Origin of the sequence: Kineococcus haloalkalitolerans, from assembly GCF_050871905.1 — a bacterium.
GTDB lineage: Bacteria > Actinomycetota > Actinomycetes > Actinomycetales > Kineococcaceae > Kineococcus.
Genome location: NZ_JBJLSH010000012.1, coordinates 56,608 through 78,034, shown reverse-complemented (window position 1 = coordinate 78,034; position 21,427 = coordinate 56,608). Strand labels below are relative to the sequence as shown.

Below are 21,427 nucleotides of genomic sequence, written 5' to 3'. Positions count from 1 at the left end.
GCCGTGAGCGAGACCACGAGCGAGGCCACGCACGACGTGGCCCCCTCCACCCCCGGCGACCTCGACGAGGTCACCGGGGTGGAGACGAACGACGGGGCGCGGCTGCCCGGCCAGCGCCCCGCCCCCGCCGGGGAGGAACTCCCCGGCGAGGTCGCCGGCGAGGAGGAGGACGACGACTACGTCACCTTCGAGATGGCCGGCGAGGCGTACGCGCTGCAGATGGAGCGCGTGCAGGAGATCATCCGCGTCCCTGAGCTGATCCGCGTCCCCCTGGGGCCGGCGGCCCTGGAGGGCCTGGCCAACCTGCGCGGGCGCGTCCTGCCCGTCGTCAGCCTGCGCCGCTGCTGCGGCCTGGGCGACGCCGAGCACACCGAGGCCACCCGCGTCGTCGTCGTCGAGGCCGCCGGGGCCACCCTCGGCCTCGTCGTCGACCGCGTCACCGCGGTCGTCTCCGTCGAGCCCGGGCAGGTGGAGAGCGCCGAGGGCGTGCAGGCCACGGTGCGCTCGGAACTGCTGGCCGGGGTCCTCAAGCCCCCGCCCGGCAAGGGCGCCCACGCCGCCGCGCGCATGACGACCGTCCTGGACGTCCAGCGCCTGGTGGCCACCGAGTTCGCCGTCCTGGCCCGGCGCGCCGCCGCCACCCGCTCCAGCACCGGCTGGGCGCCGGCGGCCGGCGCGGGGGAGGAGGACACCTCCGACACCCTGGAGCTGGTCAGCTTCGCCGTCGACGGGCAGGAGTACGCGCTGCCCATCGACCGCGTGCAGGAGATCGTCCAGGCCCCCGAGCGCGTCACCGCGGTGCCCAACGCCGCCGCGCGCGTCCTGGGCGTCATGGACCTGCGCGGCGGGCTGCTGCCCGTCGTCAGCCTGCGCCAGGTGTTCGGGCTGGAGGTGCCGCCGCTGGCGGCCAACAACCGCATCGTCGTCGTGACCGTCGAGCGCGAGGGCCGCGAGTCCCTCGTCGGCGTCGTCATGGACACCGTCCGCGAGGTGCTGCGGGTGCCCGCGGCCCTCGTCGGCGCCCTGCCGCACGTCGTCTCCGGCGGCGGCACCTGCCGCGAGGTGGAGTCGGTGTGCCGGCTGGAGGACGGCAAGCGCCTGGTGTCCGTCCTGTCCGCCGACTCGCTCGTCGACGTCGGCGACCTGGACGACCTGACCGCCGCCGGACCCGGCGGTGCCCGCACCCGAGCCGGTGCGGACCTGGAGGAGGGGGACGACGTGAGCGACGACGGCCGCGGGGACGACGAGCTGCTCGTCGTGTTCCGCCTGCAGGGCGAGGAGTACTGCGTGGCGGTCGACGCCGTGCAGGAGATCATCCGCGTCCCCGAGACGCTGGTGCGGGTCCCGCGCACCCTCGACTTCGTCGAGGGCCTGGTCAACCTGCGCGGCGCCGTGCTGCCCGTGGTCGACCTGCGCACCCGCCTCGGCCTGGACCGCAGCGCCCGCGACGAGCGCCAGCGCATCGTGGTGCTCATCATCCGCGGCGTGCGCACGGGGTTCGTCGTGGACTCCGTCGCGGAGGTCCTGCGGGTCGGCGGCGCCGACCTGGAGGCGGCTCCCGAGCTGTCCCCGGAGCAGGCCGAGGTCGTCACCCGCGTCGCCAACCTCCCGCACCAGGACCGCATGCTGCTCGTCCTCGAACCCGGCCAGCTGCTGGGTGGCGAGCAGGTCGCGCGCCTGGTCGAGGAGGTCCCCGCCGCGGCGGACGCGGCGTGAGCGGGGGAGCCGTCCGGTGGTGAAGGTCCTCGTCGTCGACGACTCCGCCCTCATGCGCAAGGCCCTGTCCTCGATGCTCACCGCCGCCGGTGACGTCGACGGCTCCGGCCCCGTCGAGGTCGTCCTCGCCCGCAACGGCGAGGACGCCCTCGAGGCCATCCCGCGCGAGCGGCCCGACGTCGTCACCCTCGACGTCAACATGCCCGTCATGGACGGGCTGACGTGCCTGTCGCGCATCATGGCCGAGCACCCCGTGCCCGTGGTGATGGTCTCCTCCATCACCGAGCGGGGGGCCCTGGTCACCCTGGAGGCGCTGGAGCTGGGCGCGGTCGACTACGTCGCCAAGCCCGGCGGCACCGTCTCGCTGAACATGGCCGAGGTGGCCGACGAGCTGGTGCGCAAGGTCGTCCGCGCCGCCCGCGCCCGGGTCCGCGCCGGCGGTTCCCTGACCGCGCGGCTGCGCCGGCAGCGGGAGGAGGCGCACGCCGCCGGTCCCCGCCGCCGCGACGGTGCCCCGGCGCGCGCCGGGGCCGCGGCGGCCGGCGGCGGCACCCGCGGCACCGGCAGCACCGGCAGCACCGACCTGGTCGTCGTCGGTTCCAGCACGGGCGGGCCCGCGCTGCTGTCGGCGCTGTTCTCCGCCCTGCCGGCGGACTTCAGCGCCCCCGTCGTCGTCGCCCAGCACATGCCGGCCTCCTTCACCGGGGCGCTGGCCGCGCGCCTGGACGCCGCCTGCCCGCTGCCGGTGCAGGAGGTCACCGCCCTGGTGCCCGTCCTGCCCGGCCGGGTCTACGTCGCCCGCGGCGACGCCGACCTGGTCCTGGCCCGCCGCGGCGGCGGGCTCGTCGCCCGGCCCGCCCCGGCCGGGGCCGGCTACCGCTGGCACCCCAGCGTCGACCGGCTGGTCACCAGCGCGCTGGAGGTCGTCGACCCCCGCCGCACCGTCGGCGTCCTGCTCACCGGCATGGGCGACGACGGCGCGCAGGCCATGACCGAGCTGCACGCCCGCGGCGGGCGCACCATCGCCGAGTCCGAGGAGTCCGCCGTCGTGTGGGGGATGCCCGGCCAGCTCGTCGCGCGCGGCGGCGCCACCCGCGTCCTGCCCGCCGACCAGATCACCGCCCAGCTCACCGGCTGGGTCTGAGACACCCCCCGACACCCCTCAGCACCCCCGCACCACGAGACACCCCGAGGAGAGCCCCATGGGCCTGGTCAAGCGGTCGCCCGAGCAGGGCGCCCCCGACGCGGACCGGCGCGAGCACGCCCGCGACCGCGCGGGCCTGCTGGCCCAGCTGCACGACGCCGACCCCGAGGCCCGCCGCCGCGCCGCGCTCGACCTGGCCGACGACGAGGACGCCCTGCCGGCGCTGCTGGCCGCCGTGCGCACCGAGTCCGTGCCCGCCGTCCGCGACGCGCTGCTGACCGGCGTCGCCGAGCACGACACCGCCGGGGTGGCGCGCTCGCTGGCCGCGCTGCTGGGCGACGACGACGCCGCCGTGCGCAACGCCGTCGTCGTCGCCCTGCAGACCATGCCGCGCGGGGCCGCGGCCGTCGTGGACGACCTGCTCGCCGACGACGACGTGCGCGTGCGCACGCTGGCCGTGATGGTCCTCAGCAGCCTGCCCCACGCCCGCGTGGGCGCGTGGCTGGAGGCCGTCGTGGACCGCGACGGCGACGAGAACGTCGTGGCCGCCGCCGTCGACGCCGCCCAGCTGCTCGACGAGGACACCGCCGGCCGGCTCGCCGGCGCCGCCGCGCAGCGGTTCCCCGCCAACCCCTACCTGGGCTTCCTCGCCGGCCTGCCGGCGGGCGGGCGGTGAGCGTCCCCGCGGGGACGCCCGCCCGCACCGGCACCGCGGCCGGTGACCTGCTCACCGACGCGCAGTTCGCCCGCGTGCGCGAGTGGGTGTACCGGCGCACCGGCATCCAGTTCGGCGACAACAAGCGCTACTTCGTCGACAAGCGCGTCACCACCTGCGTGCGCGCCCACGGCAAGGACTTCGCCGCGTGGTTCGCCGCGCTGCGCGGCGGGGACGAGCGCCTGGCGCAGGTCCTCGTCAACGAGCTCACCGTCAACGAGACGTACTTCCTGCGCGAGGACCACCAGTTCGACGCCCTCGTGCACAGCGTGCTGCCGCGCGTGCTCGCCCAGCGGCGCGCCGACCGCGACCGCAGCCCGGTGCGCGTCCTCAGCGTCCCCTGCTCGACGGGGGAGGAGCCCTACTCCATCGCCATGCGGCTGGTCGCCGACTGGCCCGAGCTGGACGAGGTCGACGTCGAGGTCGTCGCCGCCGACATCGACACCCGCGTCCTGGACCAGGCCCGCGCCGCCGAGTACGGGCCGCGCTCCATGCACCGCGTCCCGCCCGCGTGGCGCAGCAGGTTCTTCGAACCGGCCGGCGCCGAGCGGTACCGGGTCGTCGCCGACGTGCGCGAGGCCATCGAGTTCACCACCGCCAACCTGTGCGACACCACCGCCATGCGCGCGTTCCGGCAGTTCGACGTCGTGTTCTGCCGCAACGTCCTCATCTACTTCGACGAGGTGTCCGCCCGCCGCGCCGCGGAGAACCTCTTCGGTGCCCTGCGGCCGGGCGGCTACCTCTTCCTCGGGCACTCCGAGTCCATGAGCCGCATCTCGCCGATCTTCGACCCCGTCCGCCTCCCTGAGGGCATCGTCTACCGGCGGCCCGCGATCGGAGCCACCCCGTGAACGAGCCCCCCGAGCAGCACGACCCGACGGACCCGATCGACCTGGCCGACCTCGGGCCCGGCCGGCACGCCCTCGTCGTCGACGACGCGCCGACCGTCCGGATGTACCACGGCGGTGTCCTGCGCGCCGCCGGGTTCACCGTCCACGAGGCCGGCAACGGCTTCGAGGCCCTGGAGCTCCTCCTCGGCGCCGCCTTCGACCTCGTCGTCGTCGACGTCAACATGCCGCAGATGGACGGCTACGAGCTCGTGCGCCGCCTGCGCGCCGAGGCTCTGGCCCCCTCCTGCCCCGTCGTCACCATCAGCACCGAGTCGCAGGAGGCGGACGCCGACGCCGCCTACCGCGCCGGCGCCAACCTGTACCTCGTCAAGCCCGTCGCCCCCGCCCTGCTGGGCGCGGTGGCGGAGCTGCTGACGTCGCCCCTGCCGTCCGGGAGCCGGTCGTGACCAACCCCCTCCTCGCCCAGTTCGTCGCCGAGTCCGCCGACCTGCTCGCCGACGTCGACGAGGGTCTGCTGCGCCTGGAGCAGGACCCCGCCGACGCCGACCTCGTCAACGCGGTGTTCCGCGCCGCGCACACCTTCAAGGGTTCCTCCGGGCTGTTCGACCTGCCCGACCTGACGCGGCTGACCCACGCCGCCGAGGACCTCCTGGACGCCGTGCGCGCCGGGAAGCTCGGCCTCACGCCCGAGATGACCGACGCCCTCCTGTGGGCGTTCGACACCGTGCGCCGCTGGATGCCCGTCATCGAGGCCACCGGGTCGGCTCCCGCCGACGCCGGCCGTGAGGCCGACACGCAGGCGGCCCTGCTGCGCTCCTGGCTCGGCGAGCCCGCGCCCGCCGGTGCCACCGCCGGCAGCGCTCCCGCGGCGGCAGCGCCCGCGGCCGCCGCCGACCTGCCCGCGTGGGTCCTGGCCGTGGGCGAGGAACCGCTGCGGCAGCTGCGCAGCTGGCTGGAGACCACCGGCGCGACCCTGCGCGCCGTGCGCTACGAACCGGACGCCGCCTGCTTCTTCCGCGGCGAGGACCCGCTGCACCTGCTGCGCCAGGTCCCCGCCCTGGAGTCGCTGCGCATCAGCGCCCCGGACCCCCTCGGCGGCATCGACGAGGTCGACGAGTACGAGTGCGTCCTGCAGTTCACCGCGCTGACCCGCGCCGCGACCGGCGAGGTCGCGCACGTGTTCCGCTACGTGCCCGACCAGGTCCAGGTCGCCGAGGTCGGCGCCGCGAACCTGGCCCGCCTGCTCGACGGCGGCCCCGCGCAGGCGCCCGCCGGCGACCCCGCACCCGGTGCCCCCACCGGCGGCGGCACCGCCGACCCCCTGCACGTGCTGCTCCTGCAGGCGCAGTGCCGGCTGCTGGCCACCGACGGCGGCGACGCCGCCCGCACCCGCGCCGCCGGCGAGGTGGCGCTGCGCGTGGCGGCCGCCGCCGGCGAGGACACCGGCGACGGCGAGGAGGCGCTGCGGCGCTTCGCGGCCACCGGCGACTCCGGTGCCCTGGCCGGGTGGATCGTCGAGCTCACCGCCCGCACGACCGCCACCTCGTCCCCGGCCGCCCCCGACCCGGCACCGGACCACGAGGACCCGGTGCGCGAGGTCGCCGCGGCCCCGGCGGCCACCACCGCCCCCGCCACCACCGCCCCCGCCACCACCGCCCCCGCCAACGCCGCCGCCACCGCCACCGCCCGGGAGGCGACCGGTGAGCCGGAGCACGCCGGCGAGGAGGCCTCCCGCGCCTCCCGCGTGCTGAAGGTCGAGCAGGGCAAGGTCGACCAGCTGCTCGACCTCGTCGGCGAGCTCGTCGTCGCCAAGAACGCCCTGCCGTTCGTGGCGCAGGAGGCCGAGGACGCCGGTTCGCGCGCCCTGGCCCGCCGCGTCATGGACGAGTACGCCGTCATCAGCCGCGTCAGCGAGGAGCTGCAGCAGGCCGTCATGGACGTGCGCATGCTGCCCGTGTCCACGGCCTTCGCCCGCGCGCCGCGCCTGGTGCGCGACCTGTCGCGCAAGCTGGGCAAGCGGGTGCGCCTGGTGCAGGAGGGCGAGGAGACGGCGGCCGACAAGGACGTCATCGAGATGCTCACCGAGCCGCTCGTGCACCTGGTCCGCAACAGCCTCGACCACGGGATCGAGACGCCCGACGAGCGCGAGGCCGCCGGCAAGCCCGCCGAGGCGACCCTGACGCTGCGCGCGGCCCCCGACGGCGACGCCGTGCTCGTGGAGATCGTCGACGACGGCCGCGGCATCGACACCGACGCCGTGCGGCGCAAGGCCTACGAGCGCGGGCTCATCGACGAGGCGGCCCTGGAGACGCTGTCGGAGGAGGACGCCGCCGCGCTCGTCTTCGCGCCCGGGTTCTCCACCGCCGAGGTCATCTCCGACGTCTCCGGCCGCGGGGTCGGCATGGACGCCGTGCGCAGCTCCATCGAGCGCCTGGGCGGTTCCGTCAGCACCACCAACCGCCGCGGTGAGGGTCTGACCGTCCGGCTGCGGCTGCCGCTGACGATGGCGGTCTCGCGCGTCCTGCTCATCACCGCCGGCGGGCAGCGCTTCGGCGTCCCCCTCGACGACGTCGTGGAGACCGTGCGCGTCGACCGCGCCGACGTCAGCCACGTCGCCGGCCGTCCCGTCCTGGCCCTGCGCGACGACGTCGTGCCGCTGGTCGACCTCGGCGCCCTCCTCGGCGCCGGGGCGGGGACGGGCACCGGTGCGCTGAACGTGCTCGTCGTGCGCACCCCCACCGGGCCCCTCGGGCTCGTCGTCGACCGCTTCCACCAGAACACCGACGTGATCCTCAAGCCCCTCGAGGGGTTCCTGGCCGGCACGCCCGGCTACTGCGGCACCGCCCTGCTGGGCGACGGCCTCGTCCTGCTGGTCCTCGACGTCAAGGAGCTGAACTCCCGTGCCGCTGCACTTCGCTGAGAGCACCGCGGTCCTGTCCGGGACCGTCACCGTCGACGAGGCCGAGCCGCTGGCCGGCTGGCTGCGCCAGAACCCCGGCGCGCAGCTCGACCTGGCCTCCTGCGACCACCTGCACACCGCTGCGCTGCAGGCGGTCCTGGCCGCCCGGGTCAAGGTGTGCGCGGCTCCTGCCGATCCCTTCCTCAGGGCCTGGGTGCTGCCGCTGCTCGCCGCCGCGCCCGACGTCCCCGCTCCCCACCCCGTTGTCCTCGAAGAGGTTGCACCATGACCACTGTGATGCTGGTCGACGACTCGCCCACCATGCTGATGAGCATCAAGTCCGTCCTGACGAAGGCCGGCATCGACGTGGAGACCGCCGCGGACGGCCAGGAGGCCCTGGACCGCATCAAGGGCGGCCTGAAGCCCAACCTCGTCATCAGCGACGTCAACATGCCGCGCCTGGACGGCATCAGCTTCGTGCGCGAGGCCCGCCGCGCGGGCCTGCGCTTCACCCCCATCCTCATGCTCACGACCGAGTCGGAGCAGACCAAGCGCGACGAGGCCAAGGCCGCCGGCGCGACCGGCTGGCTCGTCAAGCCCGTGCAGCCGGACGCGCTCCTGACGGTCGTCCGCCAGGTCGTCCCGGGCGCCTGAGGTGTCCTGGTTCACGAAGGGACGCGCCGTGGAGGAACCCGCAGGACCGGTGGTCGACCGCGAGGCGTCCGCCGAGGTGCTCGGCCGCTCCCGCGAGCTGATCGACGTCCTGTCCGACCAGCTCGGCGACGTCGTCACCGGCACCGAGGAGGCCGCCTTCGGCGTCATGTCCGAGGTGCAGCAGGTCGACGCCGAGGTCGAGGCCCTCAGCGGCCTGACCCGCGAGCTGCTGCAGCGCAGCGAGGACGGCGCCCTGCAGGTGGCCAGGACCACCAGCTCCAACGCCGCCGAGGTCGAGGAGCTCGTCCAGCTGGTCACCGACCGCGACCGGGCCGTGCTCGACCTGGTCGGCGAGGTCCGCGCCCTGGACCGCGAGGTCGACGCCATCGCCGCCGTCGCGCACGCCACCACGATCCTGGCCCTCAACGCCAAGATCGAGGCCGTGCGCGCCGGGGACGCGGGGGAGGGGTTCTCCGTCGTGGCGGACGAGGTCCGCGAGCTGTCGCGGCAGTCCGCGCAGGCCGCCAGCAGCGTCCGCGCCGGCATCACCCGCGTCACCCAGCTCATGGAGGACCGCCTCGGCAGCGGTGACGGCGCCGGCGGCAGCAGCTCCGAGGCCATCAACGCCCGCCTGGAGGGCATCGCCGCCGCCCAGCACCAGGCCGCCGAGGCGCTGTCCGCCAGCGTCCACGGCACGCAGGAGGCCGCCGCCCGCATCGCCGCCTCCGTGGAGTCCCTGGGCGTGCGCACGACCTCCGTGCTCGCGCAGGCGCAGTTCCAGGACATGACCCGCCAGGCCGTCGAGGGCGTCGTCGCCTCCCTCGCGCAGCTGGGCGGGCAGCTGGGCACCGTGGCCGACCACCTGCGCGGCGCCGCCGGCGCCGAGGCGCTGGCCACGCTGGACGACGCTGTGGCGGCCCTGCGCGGCTCCTACGTCTCGCACCGCCAGCGCGCCGTGCACGCGGCGCGCGAGGGGACGGCCCCGGTCGCGCAGACCGCGGCGATCGAGCTGTTCTGACACGGCCGCCGCAGGGGCCGGTCCCGACCCGGGACCGGCCCCTGCGCGTGCGCCGGTCCGCGCCGCGACGGCCGTCCGGGGCCGGCGGGCGCTCCGCCACGCGGGGGACCCCGGGGCCCGGGCGGTCAAGGCGGAGTCCCGCACCGCCGATCCACCGCACGTGAAGCGTTGGCGCAGAGGCGGCCCCCAAGTGGCGACGGCGGAGCTCAAGGCCTTCACCACGGGCTCCTTCTACCTCATCGGCGGGGTCGCGACCGCGCTGACCACCCGGGCGGCGTGGCACGACCCCGCCCCCCGCACGGTCGTGCTGCTCGTGCTGGCCGCGATCGCCGTCGGCTGCGGCGCCGGTCTGCTGCGCTGGGGGCGGCACCTGCCGCAGTGGAGCTTCCACGCCGTCGTCGGCAGCGGATCGAGCATGCTGGCCGCCGCCGTCGTCCTCAGCGCGGACGACGTGGTGGCGACGGCGGTGGCCGGTCTCTTCGTGTTCTGCGCCGTCGACATCCTCTACTTCTTCAGCGGCGCCCGCGCCCTGCTGCAGACGGGCCTGCTGCTGCTGGCCGTCGCCGTCAGCCTCGGTCTGCGCGGCACCGACCCCGGTGCGGTGGCCGCGCTGGTCCTCGCGCAGGTCGCGGTCGTCATCGTCATCGGGCGCCTGGTCGCCCGCGCCGAGCAGGGAGCCCTGGACAGCCTGACCGGGCTGCCGAACCGCCGCGGGTTCGACGAGCGCCTCGACCAGGCGGTCGCCACCGCCCGGCGCACCGGAGCGCCGCTGGCGGTGGCGCTGGTCGACGTGGACCACTTCAAGGAGGTCAACGACCGCGGTGGTCACCACGCCGGGGACGCCCTGCTGCGGCGGCTGGTCGCCTCGTGGCTCGCCGTCCTGCCCACGGGAATCCTGCTGACCCGCCAGGGCGGCGACGAGTTCGCGCTCCTGGCCCCGGGCAGTTCCGCCGAGCAGCTGCGGCGCTCGTGCGAGCGACTGCTGGAGGTGTCCGCGCCGAGCGCCGTCTCGGCGGGAGTGGCCGACCTGGGAGAGGGGGAGGACGGCGCCTCCCTCGCGCGCCGCGCCGACAGCGCGCTGTACGCCGCGAAGGCGGCCGGCCGCGCCCGCACGTGCGTCGCCGACCCCAGCGACGAGGCGCTGGGCGCCGACCTGGCCGCGGCCGTCGCCGCCGGCGCCGTGGAGGTGTTCCTGCAACCCGTCGTGACCCCGGCCACCGGAGAGCCCGTCGCGGTGGAGGCCCTGGCGCGCTGGCGGCACCCCCAGCGGGGGTGGGTCTCGCCGGCCACGTTCATCCCCCTGGCCGAGCGCACCGCCCAGGTCGGTGCCCTGGGTCGGCTGGTGCTGGAGCGCGCGTGCCGCGACGCCCTGCACCTGAGCGCCGGTCTGGACCGGGACCTGCTGCTGACGGTGAACACCTCGGGGCAGCAGCTCGTGGCGGTCGACTTCGTGGAGGACCTGACCGCTGTGCTGCGGCGCACCGGGTGGCCCGCCCACCGCCTGGTCGTCGAGGTGACCGAGAGCACCGTGGAGATCGCCTCGACCGCGGCGCTGGACGCCCTGCAGCGGTTGCGGGACGTCGGCGTGGCGGTCGCCATCGACGACTTCGGCACGGGCTACTCCGCCTTCAGCCACCTCGACACGCTGCCGGCGGACTACCTCAAGCTCGACGCGGCGTTCACGGCGGGGACCACGACGAGTCCCCGGCGCGCCGCGATGCTGCGGGCGCTGCTGGACCTGTGCGCGCAGCTGGGCATCACCGTCGTCGCCGAGGGCGTGGAGACCGTCGAGCAGGCCGAGCTGCTCGACGCCCTCGGCTGCCCCCTGGCGCAGGGGTACTACTACGCCCGCCCCGCCCCGGTGCACGAGCACCTCGAGCGGGTCGTGCCGGCCAGCGGCGGGGCGGGGAGCTCCGCCCCCGGACGCCACCCCGAGGGGACTACCGAACGCGCTCAAGTGCTCTAGACGGACACCCGATGCTCCACGTGAGTGACCGGCCGAAGAGAGCGCCGGCGAAGTCGTCACGAGGAGCGACGATGCCCACCAGCACGCAGGACCGCCCCGCCCGGGCTGCGATCCGCCCGACGGGTGAGGAACGCACGTTCTCCGCCGACGAGCTCATCGTCTCCAAGACCGACCCGCGCGGGATCATCACCTACGCCAACGACGTGTTCCTGCGCGTCGGCGCGTACCAGCTGCACGAGGTCATCGGCCAGCCGCACAACCTCATCCGCCACCCCGACATGCCCAAGGCCGTCTTCAAGCTGCTGTGGGACACCGTCTCCAGCGGCCGCGAGCTGTTCGCCTACGTCAACAACCTCGCCGCCGACGGCGCGAACTACTGGGTGCTGGCGCACGTCACGCCCTCGTTCGGGGCGGGCGGGCGGATCGTCGGCTACCACTCCAACCGCCGCAAGCCCGCCGCCTCCGGCGTCGCCGCCGCCCGCGAGCTGTACGCGGCGCTGCGCGCCGAGGAGCACCGCCACTCCAGCGGCCGCGCCGCCGTGGAGGCGTCCACCGCCCTGCTGACGCGCCACCTGGCCGAGCGCGGCGTCACCTACGAGGAGTTCGTCTGGTCGATCGTGCCGGACGGGGAGGTCTGACGATGGCCCTGTTCCACCGCGGCGCCGCGGGCGCCGACAGCGAGCTGGAGACGTACCGGGCGATGGTCCGCCAGGTCGTCGAGGTGTGCGAGAAGGCCGCCGCCGGCGACCTGGAGGCCCGCGCGGGCGGCGTGCCCGGCGCCGAGGCCCACCCCGACCTCGTCGCCCTGCAGAACGGCGTGAACCGCGCCCTCGACGTCTCCGACGCGTTCGTGCGCGAGGCCGGCGAGGTCCTCACCGCCGCCGCCGAGGGCCGCTACCACCGCCGCCTGCTGCCCGGCGGCATGCGCGGCGCCTACCGCCAGAGCGCGGCCTCCATCGACGCCGGCCGCTCCAGCATGCAGGTCGCCTCGGGCCGCATCGAGGAGGCCCGCACCGCGCGCCTGGACCTCGCCGACAGCTTCGAGGCGGGCGTCATGGGCGTCTCCGAGCAGCTGGCCACCGCCTCCACCGAGCTGAGCGCCTCCGCGCAGGGCCTGTCCGCCGCCGCGGGCGCCGCCAGCGCCGAGGCCGACCAGGCGTCGGTGACGATGGAGGCCCTCACCCGCGCCTCCGAGGAGATCCAGCAGGTCGTCTCCGTCATCAACGCCATCGCCGGGCAGACCCGGCTGCTGGCCCTGAACGCGACCATCGAGGCCGCCCGCGCCGGCGAGGCCGGCAAGGGGTTCGCCGTCGTGGCCGCCGAGGTCAAGGAGCTGGCCGACCAGACCGGCCGCGCCACCGAGCAGGTCAGCACCCAGGTCGGCAGCATCCGCTCCCAGGCCGCCGGCGCCGTGCAGGCCATCTCCGGCATCAACGCCACCATCGGCGAGATGAACGGCCTCGTCGACGGCGTGCGCACCGCCGTCGACGGCGGCGGCGGCTGGGGCGGCGACGGCGACATCACCGGCCTGTCGCAGCTGGCCGAGGAGCTGCGCACGCAGATCAGCGGGTTCCTGCACGGCATGCGCGCCTGAACCCGGCAACGCCGACCGAGCGCCCGGACCGCCTGCACCGCAGGCGGTCCGGGCGTCCTCACGTGGGCGTCGACGGTACCTGCGACGGGTCGCCCGACAGCTCGCCCACGGGCGCCTGGTAGGCGATGAGCGCCGAGCGCAGCACGAAGTTGCGCCCCGAGCGCTTGGCCGCGTACAGCGCCTTGTCCGCCGCGGCCACCAGGTCCGCCGCCGAGCGCATCCCCGAGCGACGCTCGGCCACCCCCAGGCTCGCGGTGATCCGCGGGTAGGCGTCCGGGCCGACGGTGTCCTCCACCGCCGCGCGGATGCGCTCCAGCAGCACCGCCGCGCCCTCCTCGCCGGTGTCCGGCAGCAGCAGCGCGATCTCCTCCCCGCCGAAGCGGTACGCGCCGTCGCTGCTGCGCAGCTGCGAGGTCACCACGTCGGCCACGATCGTCAGCCACTCGTCGCCCACCTGGTGCCCGGCGGTGTCGTTGACCCGCTTGAAGTGGTCCACGTCCAGCATCGCGAACGACAGCGGCCGCTCCTGCCACGCCGCCTCCGCCCACGCCGCGGCCAGGTCCTGCTCCAGCTGGTGCCGGTTCGCCAGCCCCGTCAGCGGGTCCGTCACCGCCTGCCGGCGCGTCAGCTCGTGCAGGCGGACCGCCCCCAGGTGCGCGGCCGCCGCCAGCGTCAGCGCCTCCAGCGCGTCCACGACGTCGCCCGGGTCGGCGCCCTCCGCCTCACCCGCACCGCTCGGGTCCGCGCACAGGCGCACGTGCAGCACCCCCAGGACGCTGCCGGAGCCGATCAGCGGCAGCACCACCTCCCCGTCGCCGGTGCGCCGGCGCCCGTCCGCGCCCACCGCCGCGACGATCGAGGCGTCGCCGTCCGGGCGCGGGGCCTGCGGCTGCGACCACGCCGCGCACGTGAACGCCCCCGGCGCCCCGTCCGCCGCCGTCCACAGCGACGCAGACCCGCCGCTGACCCGCGCGCTGCTGGCGACCACCTGCGCGGCCAGCGCCTGCGTCGAGGAGCACGTGGCCATCGCCCGCCCGGCCGCCAGCACCGCGCGCAGCTGCCCCGCCGTGCGCTCAGCGTCCTCGCGCCGGCGCGCCGAGCCGGCCCGCTCCTCGTGCAGCGCACCGGACAGCGCCGCCAGCGCCGCCGCCACGTCGTCCAGCTCGCGCACGTCCGTGGCCGGCAGCTCGGCCACCCGCTCCCCGCGGTGCACGCGCTGCAGGACCCCGTGCACCGCGCGCACCGGACCGTCCAGGTCGCGCACCAGCCGCCGGCCCTGGTGGGCGAACACCGCCGCCGCCAGCAGGCCCACCGCCACGTCCAGCGCGGCCAGCGCCAGCAGCGTGCGGCTGCGGTCGCGGCGGGCCGCGTCCCGGCGCGCCGTCGCCAGGGACAGGGCGCGCTCGTGGGCCTCGCGGTAGGCGCCGAGGGCCTGCGCGCTCACGGCCGGCACGCCGCGCGCGCCCGGCGTCCCCTCGCGCTCCCACGACTGCGCCCACGCCTGCTCGGCCAGCACGACGTCCAGCAGCCGCGGCCCCAGCACCGGGTCCAGCGCCAGCCGCGCGCGCAGCCGCTCCCGGGCCGCCGCGAGCGCGTCCGCCGACCCGTCCCCGGCCGCGGGCCCGCCCCCCAGCAGCGCCCCGCGCAGGTCCGCCTCGCGCGTCAGGACGGCGTCCTCGTGGGCGGCCAGCGCGTCCACGACCTCCACCCACGCCACGACGTCCGCGCGCTCGGCGCGCACCACCCCGGCGCTCAGCGCCGCCAGCGCCAGCAGCTGCAGCACCACCGCCGCGCCCACCGCCACCAGCGCGCGCCGCCGCGAGGCGCGCAGGGAGGTCGGCCCCCGCCGGCGGCCGGGCCGCGCCGGGGCGGTGGGCAGGGCGGTCGGCGCGGCGTCAGCGGCCACGGGCAGACAGCGCGTCCGGCGCCGGGGCGGGCAGCACCCGGTCGCGACCGGCGGCCTTGGCCGCGTACAGCGCCTCGTCGGCGCGCGCCACCAGCGACTCGTCGCTCTCGGCGCCGTCCCACTGCGCCACACCGCCGGAGAACGTCTGCCCGTCGGCCGTCGCCGCGCGCAGCTCGTCGACGACCTCGACGGCGGCGACCGCCGGCAGGCCCGGCAGCAGCAGCAGGAACTCCTCCCCGCCCCAGCGCGCCAGCACCCCGCGCCCCTGCAGCCGCGCCCGCCAGCCGGCGGCCGAGCCGACCAGCAGCCGGTCACCGGCCGGGTGGCCGAAGGTGTCGTTGTAGGTCTTGAAGCGGTCCAGGTCCAGCAGCGCCACGCACAGCGGCAGGCCCTCGCGCCGCGCCCGGTCCAGCTGCCGCGCCAGCTCCGCCTGCCCGCTGCGGCGGTTCGGCAGCCCCGTCAGGGCGTCCGTGCGCGCCAGCGCCGCCAGCTGCCGCGCCTGGTCCTGCACCTGGCGCAGGAGCCCGCTCATGCGCACCACGACGAGCAGGAACAGGGTGATCGAGGTGAGGATGACCGCCCACACCTCCAGGTCGCGGTCCAGCACGACCTGCACGGCCAGCGTCCCCGGCGACAGCAGGCTCGCGGCTGTCAGCGCCACCAGCCGCGCGCGGGTCAGCTCCGCGCCCTCGCGCGGCGGGGAGTCCGTCAGCCGCCGCATCGACGGGTGCAGCGCCGCGCCCGCCGTGCACAGGTAGGAGGACAGGAACAGCGGGTCGGCCGCCGTCGCGTCGAAGCCGGCGGCGGCGCCGTACAGCTCCGCCAGCTGGTAGACCGCGTCGGCCAGCAGCATGAGGAACGCGCCCGTCACCAGCAGCCGGAACGCCGCCGTCCGCGCGCCCGAGCTCGTCAGCAGCTGCACCAGCACCGCCAGCAGCAGCACGTCCCCGATCGGGTACGCCGCGCCCACCGCCCGCGCCGTCGCGGACGCGGTCGTGTCCAGCAGCGACGGCTTGACCAGCGTCACCCACATGAGCAGCGAGAACCCGACGACGAGGATCGCGCTGTCCACGAACCCGTCCCGGCCGCGCCCGCCCTGCCGGGTGCGCACGAACCGCCAGAACCCCGCCGCCAGCAGCGGGTACGCGGCCAGGTACGCCACGTCGGCCACCGACGGGAACGGCTCCAGGCCCAAGACGTCGAGGACGGTGTAGCCGACGTCGCCGAGCGCCCAGGCGCTCATCCCCGCGCCCACGAGCAGCCAGCCGCCCGGGCGCACCGGGGCGTGCCGGCGCACGCCCGCGAACACCACGGCGGCGCACCCCACCGGCACGACGCAGAACAGCGCCGAGCGAGCCGGCCCCTCGGGCAGCGCCACGACCAGCGCCGCCAGGGCGCCGCCCACCACCAGCAGGGCGCGCACCAGCGGCAGAGCGGGACCGTTCACACCCGCCCCATCGACACCCGCGCGCCCCGTGAGCAGGTCAGCGGGGCAGGTTCACCCCCACGGCGCGACGGCGGGCGTCCCCGTCGCGCTGCGCAGACCGACGCGCACCCGGACGAGGGACCCCTGCGGTCCCGTCTGCACGAACAGGCCGTCCGCCAGGCGACGGACGATGCTCAGCGCGTCACCACCCAGGACCTGCTCGTGGACCGGACGGGTGCCCTCGGCGCGCAGCTCGACGACGACGTCGGCGGGGGTCACCCACACGGCCACCCGCGCCGGGGCCCCGCCCGCGGCGCGCGCGGCCGCGACCTCGTGGACGGCCTGCACGAGGTCGTCCACCCGCTCCGGCGGCAGCCCGGCCGCGAGCGCGGTGCGCCGGCACAGCTCGCGCACGTCGCGCAGCGCGGCCAGGGCCACCGTGAGGGACGGGGCGGGCGGCCGGGGCGCGTCCACGACGCGCCGGTCCCCGAAACCCGGTTCGAGACAGGCGGTCCCGTGGCGCGTCGGCGCGGCCTCCATACCTCGACGGTACGTCGCCGAGCGGTGTCCGGACACCCCGGGCGCGGCGGCGGTCCCCACCGGGCGTCACCGCCTCGCGGCGCCCCGTCACCCCCGCCGTGATCATGGAAGGTTGACCCCTCACCTGTCCATGATCACCGTGATCTTGCTGGAACTCCCTGCAAGATCACGGCGGGGTGGTGAGGGGCACGGTGCGACCCCGACTGCGCGGGCCGGGCGCTCGAGCGCGCCGACCGGCCCGCGTCCCAGCCCCCCGCCCCTGCGGTGATCATGAATGGCTGACCGCTCACTCATCCATGATCACCGTGATCTTGCTGGGAGTCCCTGCAAGATCACGGAGGGGAGGCGGCGGTCGCGAGGTGGGGGAGCGGAAGTCAGCGCGGGGGAGGGGAGAGGGCGTCAGCCGACGACCTGCAGCTCCTCGGCGGGCGCCGGCCGGCCCAGGTGGTAGCCCTGCGCGTAGGGCACGCCCAGCCCGTGCAGGCACTCCAGCTCCTCGGCGACCTCCACGCCCTCGGCGATGACCGCGGCGCCGCTCTCGGCGGCGAACACGGCCAGGCTCGCCGCCAGCGCGCGGCGGGTGGGGTCCAGGTGCACGTCGCGGATGAGGCTGACGTCCAGCTTGAGGAAGTCCGGGCGCAGCGCGAGCACGTGCCGCAGGCTCGCGAACCCCGCCCCCGCGTCGTCGACCGCCAGGCGCAGGCCCTCGCGCCGCAACCCGGCCAGGTTGGCCAGCAGGACGCCGTAGTCGTCCACCGGCTCGTGCTCGGTGATCTCCAGGACGAGCCGGTCCACCGGGGCGCCGGCCAGCGCTCGCACCAGCTCCGGGCTGCAGGCGGTGCGCGGGCTGACGTTCACCGACAGCAGCCCCGTGCCCGGCCAGGCGGCCAGCGCCGCGCGCAGCGCGTCCAGCTCCAGCGGCACCCCCGCGCCCACCCGGGCGGCGTCGCCGAACCAGGCGTCGGGCGTGCCGGTGGGGAAGCGGCTGAGGGCCTCCGCGCCCAGCACCGAGCGGTCGGCCACGGCCACGATCGGCTGGAACACCGGCCGCGGCCCGCCCGCCGCGCGCAGCGCGTCCAGGCGCCGCAGCACCTCGCGGCGCTCGTCGGCGGCGTGCTCGGCCTCGTCCACCGCCCCGGCCACCACCCGGGCCACCACGTGCAGGACGGACGCGTCGCGCGCGCGCAGCTCCGGCAGCGGGCGCAGCGAGGCGCCCCACAGGCTGCCGTACAGGCGCCCGTCGCGCCGGTGCACGGGCACGCCCAGGTAGGCGCGGGCCCCCAGGTCCCGCGTGATGGCGAACGGCACGGCCCCGGCGTCGGCCAGCAGGTCGGGCACGACGACGCTGGTGCGCCCGTCCACCAGGCGCTGGCACACCGACTCCGCCACCGGCCAGGCGCGCTCGCGCAGGTCCGGCACGGTCTGCGCCTGCGCGGCCTGCACCACGCGCCAGGAGGTCCCGTCGGTCACGCACACGCCGACGACGTCCAGGTCCAGCTGCTGGCGGGCCATCTCCAGCAGGTGGGCGACCCGCTCCGTCCACGCCGGCCCCGCGGGCACCGCGCCGCTGCCGGCGCCGGAGGGACCCAGCAGCGCCGGCGCGGCCGGCAGCGCGGTGACCGGGCAGGCGGCCGCGCGGGCGCGGTCGGCGGCCAGCGCGGCGTCGGCCTGCCGCCAGGCGTGCGCCAGCCCCGTGGCGGCCCGCCGCGCCGCCCAGCCGGTGCTGACCGCCGAGCCGCTGGCGGCTGCGGCCACGCGCAGCCGGTCGGCCAGCGGCCCGGCCTCGTCGGGCCCGGCGCCGGGCACGAGGGCCGCGAACCGGCCCCCGGCCAGCCGGGTCAGGACCCCCTCGCCCAGCCGCGCCTGCAGGGCGTGCGCGGCGCGGCGCAGCAGCGCGTCGCCTGCGTCGTGCCCGACGCGCTCGTTGACCTGCGGCAGGTCCTCCAGCTGCACGAGCACGACGCTGGCGGTGGTGCCGTAGCGCTGCGCGCGCTCCTCCTCCTCGCGCAGGGCCCGCTCGAAGCGGGCCCGGTCGCCCAGGCGGGTGACGGGGTCCACCTCGTGGGGGGCCGGGGCGCCGCCGCCCGGCGCCGAGCGGGCCGCCTCGTGCTCCAGCACGGTGGCCAGCAGGTCCGCGGACAGCTGCACGCCGTCCAGCGCGACGTCGGTGTGCCGCACGCGCCGCAGCGACCCGGCGCACACCGTGCCCAGCAGCGTGCCGTCGGCCGCGCGCATCGGGACGGTGAGGTAGGAGGCGAACGGCAGCCCGTTCAGCTCGCGGGCCCGCACCCACGCGGGCACCGCCGACACGTCCTCGGCGAAGCGCGGCGCGGCCCCCTCGACGGCGGCGGCGCAGTAGGTGTCCGTCCACGCCATGACGTCACCGGCGTCGACACCGACCTCGGCGGTGTCCAGGGCCGAGAGGACGACGTAGTCCTCCCCGTCGCGGCGCGAGACGACCCACAGGTCCATCCCGAGCACCGAGTGCAGGAAGCGCAGCGTCGCACCGGCCGCCGAGGTGAAGTCCACGGCCCGCCCTCCCTCCTGCCGTTCCGCGGGGCTCCACAGCATCGCCCCGGACGTACGAGTTGTCACATTCGCAGTACCCAGCGTCATCCCGCGCGCGGGGGCGGGACCGCCGCCCTCCGTCACGCGCGGAACCTGGCCGGCTCGGCCGGCTCGCCGGTCCCGCCACCGGTCCCGGAACCGGTCTCCCCGTCGCAGCGGACCGCGCCGCGCCCGCCCTCCTTGCCCGCGTACAGGGCCGCGTCGGCGCGCCGCAGGGTCTCGGCCACGCCCGTGCCCGGCCACCACTGCGCCAGGCCCACGGTGCAGCTCTGCCCGTCCGGCACGACCGCCAGCAGGCGCTCGGCGACCGTGCGGGCGTCCTCCAGGGCGCACCCGGGCAGGGCGAGGGCGAACTCCTCCCCGCCCCAGCGCGCGATGGTGTCCACCGTCCGCAGCTGGCCCGCCGCCGCGAGCGCGAAGTCGCGCAGCAGCGCGTCCCCGGCCAGGTGCCCGCGGGTGTCGTTGTAGCGCTTGAAGTGGTCCAGGTCCACGATGCCGAAGGTCAGCGGCTGCCCGCTGCGCACGGCGCGGGCGACCTCGTCGGCGGCCGCCTCGTCCCAGCGGCGCCGGTTCGCCAGCCCGGTCAGGGGGTCGCGGTCGGCCGCGCGCGAGAGCCGGCGCAGCAGGTCGGCGCGCTCGACCGCGCCGGCCGCCTCCCCGGCCAGCGTCTGCAGCATCGCCGGCACGTGCGCCGGCAGCGCGCCCAGCCGCGCGCGCCAGAGGACCACCAGCACCCCCAGCGCGCCGTGCGGTCCGCGCACCGGCTGCCACGCCGCCGAGGACCCCGCCCCGGCGCCCAGCGCCTGCAGGACGTCCCGGCGCACGCCGGGGTGGGACAGGGCGTCGGCCGCGAAGACGAGGTCGTGCCCGGCGAAGGCGCGGGCAGCCATCGTCGCCGGGCCGTCCAGGTCCACGACCACGGCGGGCACGCGCGGGCCGGCCGCGCCCGTGGTGCGCAGGTGCCCGTCGCCGTCGGCCTCCAGCAGGTACACCCCGTCCGCCCCGGCGATCTGGCGGGCGGCCGCGCAGATCGCCTCGCGGGCGTCGTCGGCGGCGGCCAGGTCCCGCGAGCAGCGGGCCAGCACGCTCAGGTGCTGCGCCTGCAGCCGCAGGTGGGCCACCAGCCGGTGCACGAGGAAGCCGACCAGGCCGCTGGCCCCCAGCCACAGCACCACCCGCCGCCACTCCTGCAGCGGGTACATCGGCGCCCCCACCACCAGCAGCGGCACGACGAGCGTCGCCGCCCCGCACGCCAGGGCGGCGGCCACGGCGCGCCGGCCGTGGTGCAGGGCGACCGCCACCACCGGCGCGATGAGCACCGGCGTCAGGCCGCTGGCCGCCCCGTCCGCGCCGTGGCGCACCAGCCCCAGCGGCGCGAAGGAGGCCAGCAGCGGCGCCGGTGCCCACGCCGCCGGCAGCCGGTGCCACGGCAGTGCCACCTCCAGCGCGAGCAGCAGCGCGTAGGCGGCGGTCCCGGCCACGATCCAGCCCGGGTGGTGGTTGTGCGGCGGCAGCAGCGTCACGGTCACGGTCAGCGCGCTGAGCACCGCCAGCGGGGCGGCGCGGCGCAGCCGCTGGCCGGGCGAGCGCGGGCCCTCAGGGCGTTCGTCCACGTCGTGATCTCGTCACCCGGACGGGTGACCTTGACCCTCACCTGTCCCTCGCCGCCCCTCCGCGGGGGGCCGAGGTGTCAACTCGTCGTGAATTCGTGTGAACACCTCGTGTCGCCTGCAACGTTCACGGCGGTGCGGACGATGGTGGTGGTGACGCGGCTCACGCCGCGCCGGCAGACCGGCCCGAGACCCGACCCGCGACAGCGCAGGAGCCCACCATGTCGAGCACCCGACCGAGCATCGCCGCGTGCCTCGTCCTGCAGGGCGGGGGCACCCCGCCCGCGCTCGAAGCCGACGTGCGCAACCTCGTCGCCGTGGCCGACGAGGTCGTCGTCTACGACACCGCCGACCACCTCGTGCCCGGTTCGGCGGCCTTCGAGGCCACGCTGCACCCGGCGGTCACCGTCGTCAGCGGCTTCTGGGCCGACGACCGCCGGCGCGCCCAGCAGGCCGCGATGGCGCACGTGGCCAGCGACTGGGCGCTGTGCCTGCTGCCGGGGGAGAAGGTGTGCACCGACACCGAGCAGCTGCGCGCGCTCCTCGTCGAGGCGCAGGACGCCGCGGCGCTGTCGGTGCGCGTGGACGACGTCGTGCGCGGCACCCACCGCTCGCCGCGGCTGCTGCACCGCAGCGGCGCCGGCGCGCCGGCCACCGGTGCGGTCGGCGGCGTGGCCGGCGGGCTGGACGAGGAGGCCGTGGCCGAGGTGCCCAGCCGCGTGCTGACGGTGTGCCAGCCGGTGGCCACCACGGCGAACCTGCCGCGCCAGCGCGGCGTCTTCGACCGCGTCTGACACCCCCACCGGTCCGGCCCGACGGC

Annotated in this window: 18 protein-coding genes; 13 read left to right on the top strand and 5 right to left on the bottom strand. The window is 76.7% G+C overall.

Features of this window, described 5'->3' with window-relative positions; translation table 11 throughout:
* Window positions 1–3: 3 nt before the first annotated feature.
* The 12 genes from ACRYMY_RS07120 to ACRYMY_RS07065 all read left to right on the top strand — a co-directional run bounded on the left by ACRYMY_RS07120 (window position 4) and on the right by ACRYMY_RS07065 (window position 12,557).
* Window positions 4–1,716: a chemotaxis protein CheW gene (locus ACRYMY_RS07120; RefSeq protein WP_432546568.1), complete on the top strand. Its 1,713-nt coding sequence runs from the start codon at window positions 4–6 to the stop codon at window positions 1,714–1,716.
* A gap of 16 nt (window positions 1,717–1,732) precedes the next feature.
* The gene (gene cheB, locus ACRYMY_RS07115; RefSeq protein ID WP_432546567.1) at window positions 1,733–2,860 is read left to right on the top strand and encodes a chemotaxis-specific protein-glutamate methyltransferase CheB; all 1,128 of its coding nucleotides are present in this window, start codon (window positions 1,733–1,735) and stop codon (window positions 2,858–2,860) included.
* A gap of 58 nt (window positions 2,861–2,918) precedes the next feature.
* Window positions 2,919–3,536: a HEAT repeat domain-containing protein gene (locus tag ACRYMY_RS07110; protein ID WP_432546566.1), complete on the top strand. Its 618-nt coding sequence runs from the start codon at window positions 2,919–2,921 to the stop codon at window positions 3,534–3,536.
* Window positions 3,533–4,426, top strand: coding sequence for a CheR family methyltransferase (locus tag ACRYMY_RS07105; RefSeq protein ID WP_432546565.1), 894 nt, complete (start codon window positions 3,533–3,535; stop codon window positions 4,424–4,426). The genes ACRYMY_RS07110 and ACRYMY_RS07105 overlap by 4 nt, the downstream gene beginning before the upstream one ends.
* A complete protein-coding gene (locus tag ACRYMY_RS07100; protein ID WP_432546564.1) occupies window positions 4,423–4,872 on the top strand; it encodes a response regulator in 450 nt (149 codons plus the stop codon). The genes ACRYMY_RS07105 and ACRYMY_RS07100 overlap by 4 nt, the downstream gene beginning before the upstream one ends.
* Window positions 4,869–7,346 carry a chemotaxis protein CheA gene (locus ACRYMY_RS07095; RefSeq protein WP_432546563.1) on the top strand — a complete coding sequence of 826 codons (2,478 nt, stop codon included), beginning with the start codon at window positions 4,869–4,871 and terminating at the stop codon, window positions 7,344–7,346. Before ACRYMY_RS07100 ends, ACRYMY_RS07095 begins: the two co-directional genes overlap by 4 nt.
* A complete protein-coding gene (locus ACRYMY_RS07090; protein WP_432546562.1) occupies window positions 7,327–7,614 on the top strand; it encodes a hypothetical protein in 288 nt (95 codons plus the stop codon). Before ACRYMY_RS07095 ends, ACRYMY_RS07090 begins: the two co-directional genes overlap by 20 nt.
* Window positions 7,611–7,979: a response regulator gene (locus ACRYMY_RS07085; protein WP_432546561.1), complete on the top strand. Its 369-nt coding sequence runs from the start codon at window positions 7,611–7,613 to the stop codon at window positions 7,977–7,979. The genes ACRYMY_RS07090 and ACRYMY_RS07085 overlap by 4 nt, the downstream gene beginning before the upstream one ends.
* A 28-nt stretch (window positions 7,980–8,007) precedes the next feature.
* Entirely contained in the window at window positions 8,008–8,997 is a 990-nt protein-coding gene (locus ACRYMY_RS07080; protein WP_432546560.1) for a methyl-accepting chemotaxis protein, read from the top strand.
* 190 nt (window positions 8,998–9,187) lie between these two features.
* Window positions 9,188–10,963: a putative bifunctional diguanylate cyclase/phosphodiesterase gene (locus ACRYMY_RS07075; RefSeq protein WP_432546559.1), complete on the top strand. Its 1,776-nt coding sequence runs from the start codon at window positions 9,188–9,190 to the stop codon at window positions 10,961–10,963.
* Window positions 10,964–11,034: 71 nt separating this feature from the next.
* Complete coding sequence (locus ACRYMY_RS07070) at window positions 11,035–11,601, top strand: PAS domain-containing protein (RefSeq protein WP_432546558.1); 567 nt, start codon at window positions 11,035–11,037, stop codon at window positions 11,599–11,601.
* Window positions 11,602–11,603: 2 nt separating this feature from the next.
* Window positions 11,604–12,557, top strand: a complete 954-nt coding sequence (locus tag ACRYMY_RS07065; protein ID WP_432546557.1) for a methyl-accepting chemotaxis protein — start codon at window positions 11,604–11,606, stop codon at window positions 12,555–12,557.
* Window positions 12,558–12,615: 58 nt separating this feature from the next.
* Here ACRYMY_RS07065 and ACRYMY_RS07060 read toward each other — a convergent pair whose 3' ends face one another.
* The 5 genes from ACRYMY_RS07060 to ACRYMY_RS07040 all read right to left on the bottom strand — a co-directional run bounded on the left by ACRYMY_RS07060 (window position 12,616) and on the right by ACRYMY_RS07040 (window position 20,610).
* Complete coding sequence (locus ACRYMY_RS07060) at window positions 12,616–14,463, bottom strand: diguanylate cyclase (RefSeq protein ID WP_432546556.1); 1,848 nt, start codon at window positions 14,461–14,463, stop codon at window positions 12,616–12,618.
* The gene (locus ACRYMY_RS07055; RefSeq protein WP_432546555.1) at window positions 14,453–15,910 is read right to left on the bottom strand and encodes a GGDEF domain-containing protein; all 1,458 of its coding nucleotides are present in this window, start codon (window positions 15,908–15,910) and stop codon (window positions 14,453–14,455) included. The genes ACRYMY_RS07060 and ACRYMY_RS07055 overlap by 11 nt, the downstream gene beginning before the upstream one ends.
* Before the next feature lie 51 nt (window positions 15,911–15,961).
* Window positions 15,962–16,429 (bottom strand): ATP-binding protein, encoded by a 468-nt coding sequence (locus ACRYMY_RS07050; RefSeq protein ID WP_432546554.1) that lies wholly within the window; start codon window positions 16,427–16,429, stop codon window positions 15,962–15,964.
* A 399-nt stretch (window positions 16,430–16,828) separates the two neighbouring features.
* Window positions 16,829–18,958: an EAL domain-containing protein gene (locus tag ACRYMY_RS07045; protein WP_432546553.1), complete on the bottom strand. Its 2,130-nt coding sequence runs from the start codon at window positions 18,956–18,958 to the stop codon at window positions 16,829–16,831.
* A 119-nt stretch (window positions 18,959–19,077) separates the two neighbouring features.
* Window positions 19,078–20,610 (bottom strand): GGDEF domain-containing protein, encoded by a 1,533-nt coding sequence (locus ACRYMY_RS07040; RefSeq protein ID WP_432546552.1) that lies wholly within the window; start codon window positions 20,608–20,610, stop codon window positions 19,078–19,080.
* Window positions 20,611–20,828: 218 nt separating this feature from the next.
* Here ACRYMY_RS07040 and ACRYMY_RS07035 point away from each other — a divergent pair, with 218 nt between their 5' ends.
* Entirely contained in the window at window positions 20,829–21,401 is a 573-nt protein-coding gene (locus tag ACRYMY_RS07035; protein WP_432546551.1) for a hypothetical protein, read from the top strand.
* Window positions 21,402–21,427: the final 26 nt, after the last annotated feature.

Bases quoted from the DNA above. Each gene is read 5' to 3' on its own strand.
- ACRYMY_RS07110 (WP_432546566.1), top strand. From the start codon at position 2,919: ATGGGCCTGGTCAAGCGGTCGCCCGAGCAGGGCGCCCCCGACGCGGAC.
- ACRYMY_RS07085 (WP_432546561.1), top strand. From the start codon at position 7,611: ATGACCACTGTGATGCTGGTCGACGACTCGCCCACCATGCTGATGAGC.
- ACRYMY_RS07070 (WP_432546558.1), top strand. From the start codon at position 11,035: ATGCCCACCAGCACGCAGGACCGCCCCGCCCGGGCTGCGATCCGCCCG.
- ACRYMY_RS07065 (WP_432546557.1), top strand. From the start codon at position 11,604: ATGGCCCTGTTCCACCGCGGCGCCGCGGGCGCCGACAGCGAGCTGGAG.
- ACRYMY_RS07050 (WP_432546554.1), bottom strand. From the start codon at position 16,429: ATGGAGGCCGCGCCGACGCGCCACGGGACCGCCTGTCTCGAACCGGGT.
- ACRYMY_RS07035 (WP_432546551.1), top strand. From the start codon at position 20,829: ATGTCGAGCACCCGACCGAGCATCGCCGCGTGCCTCGTCCTGCAGGGC.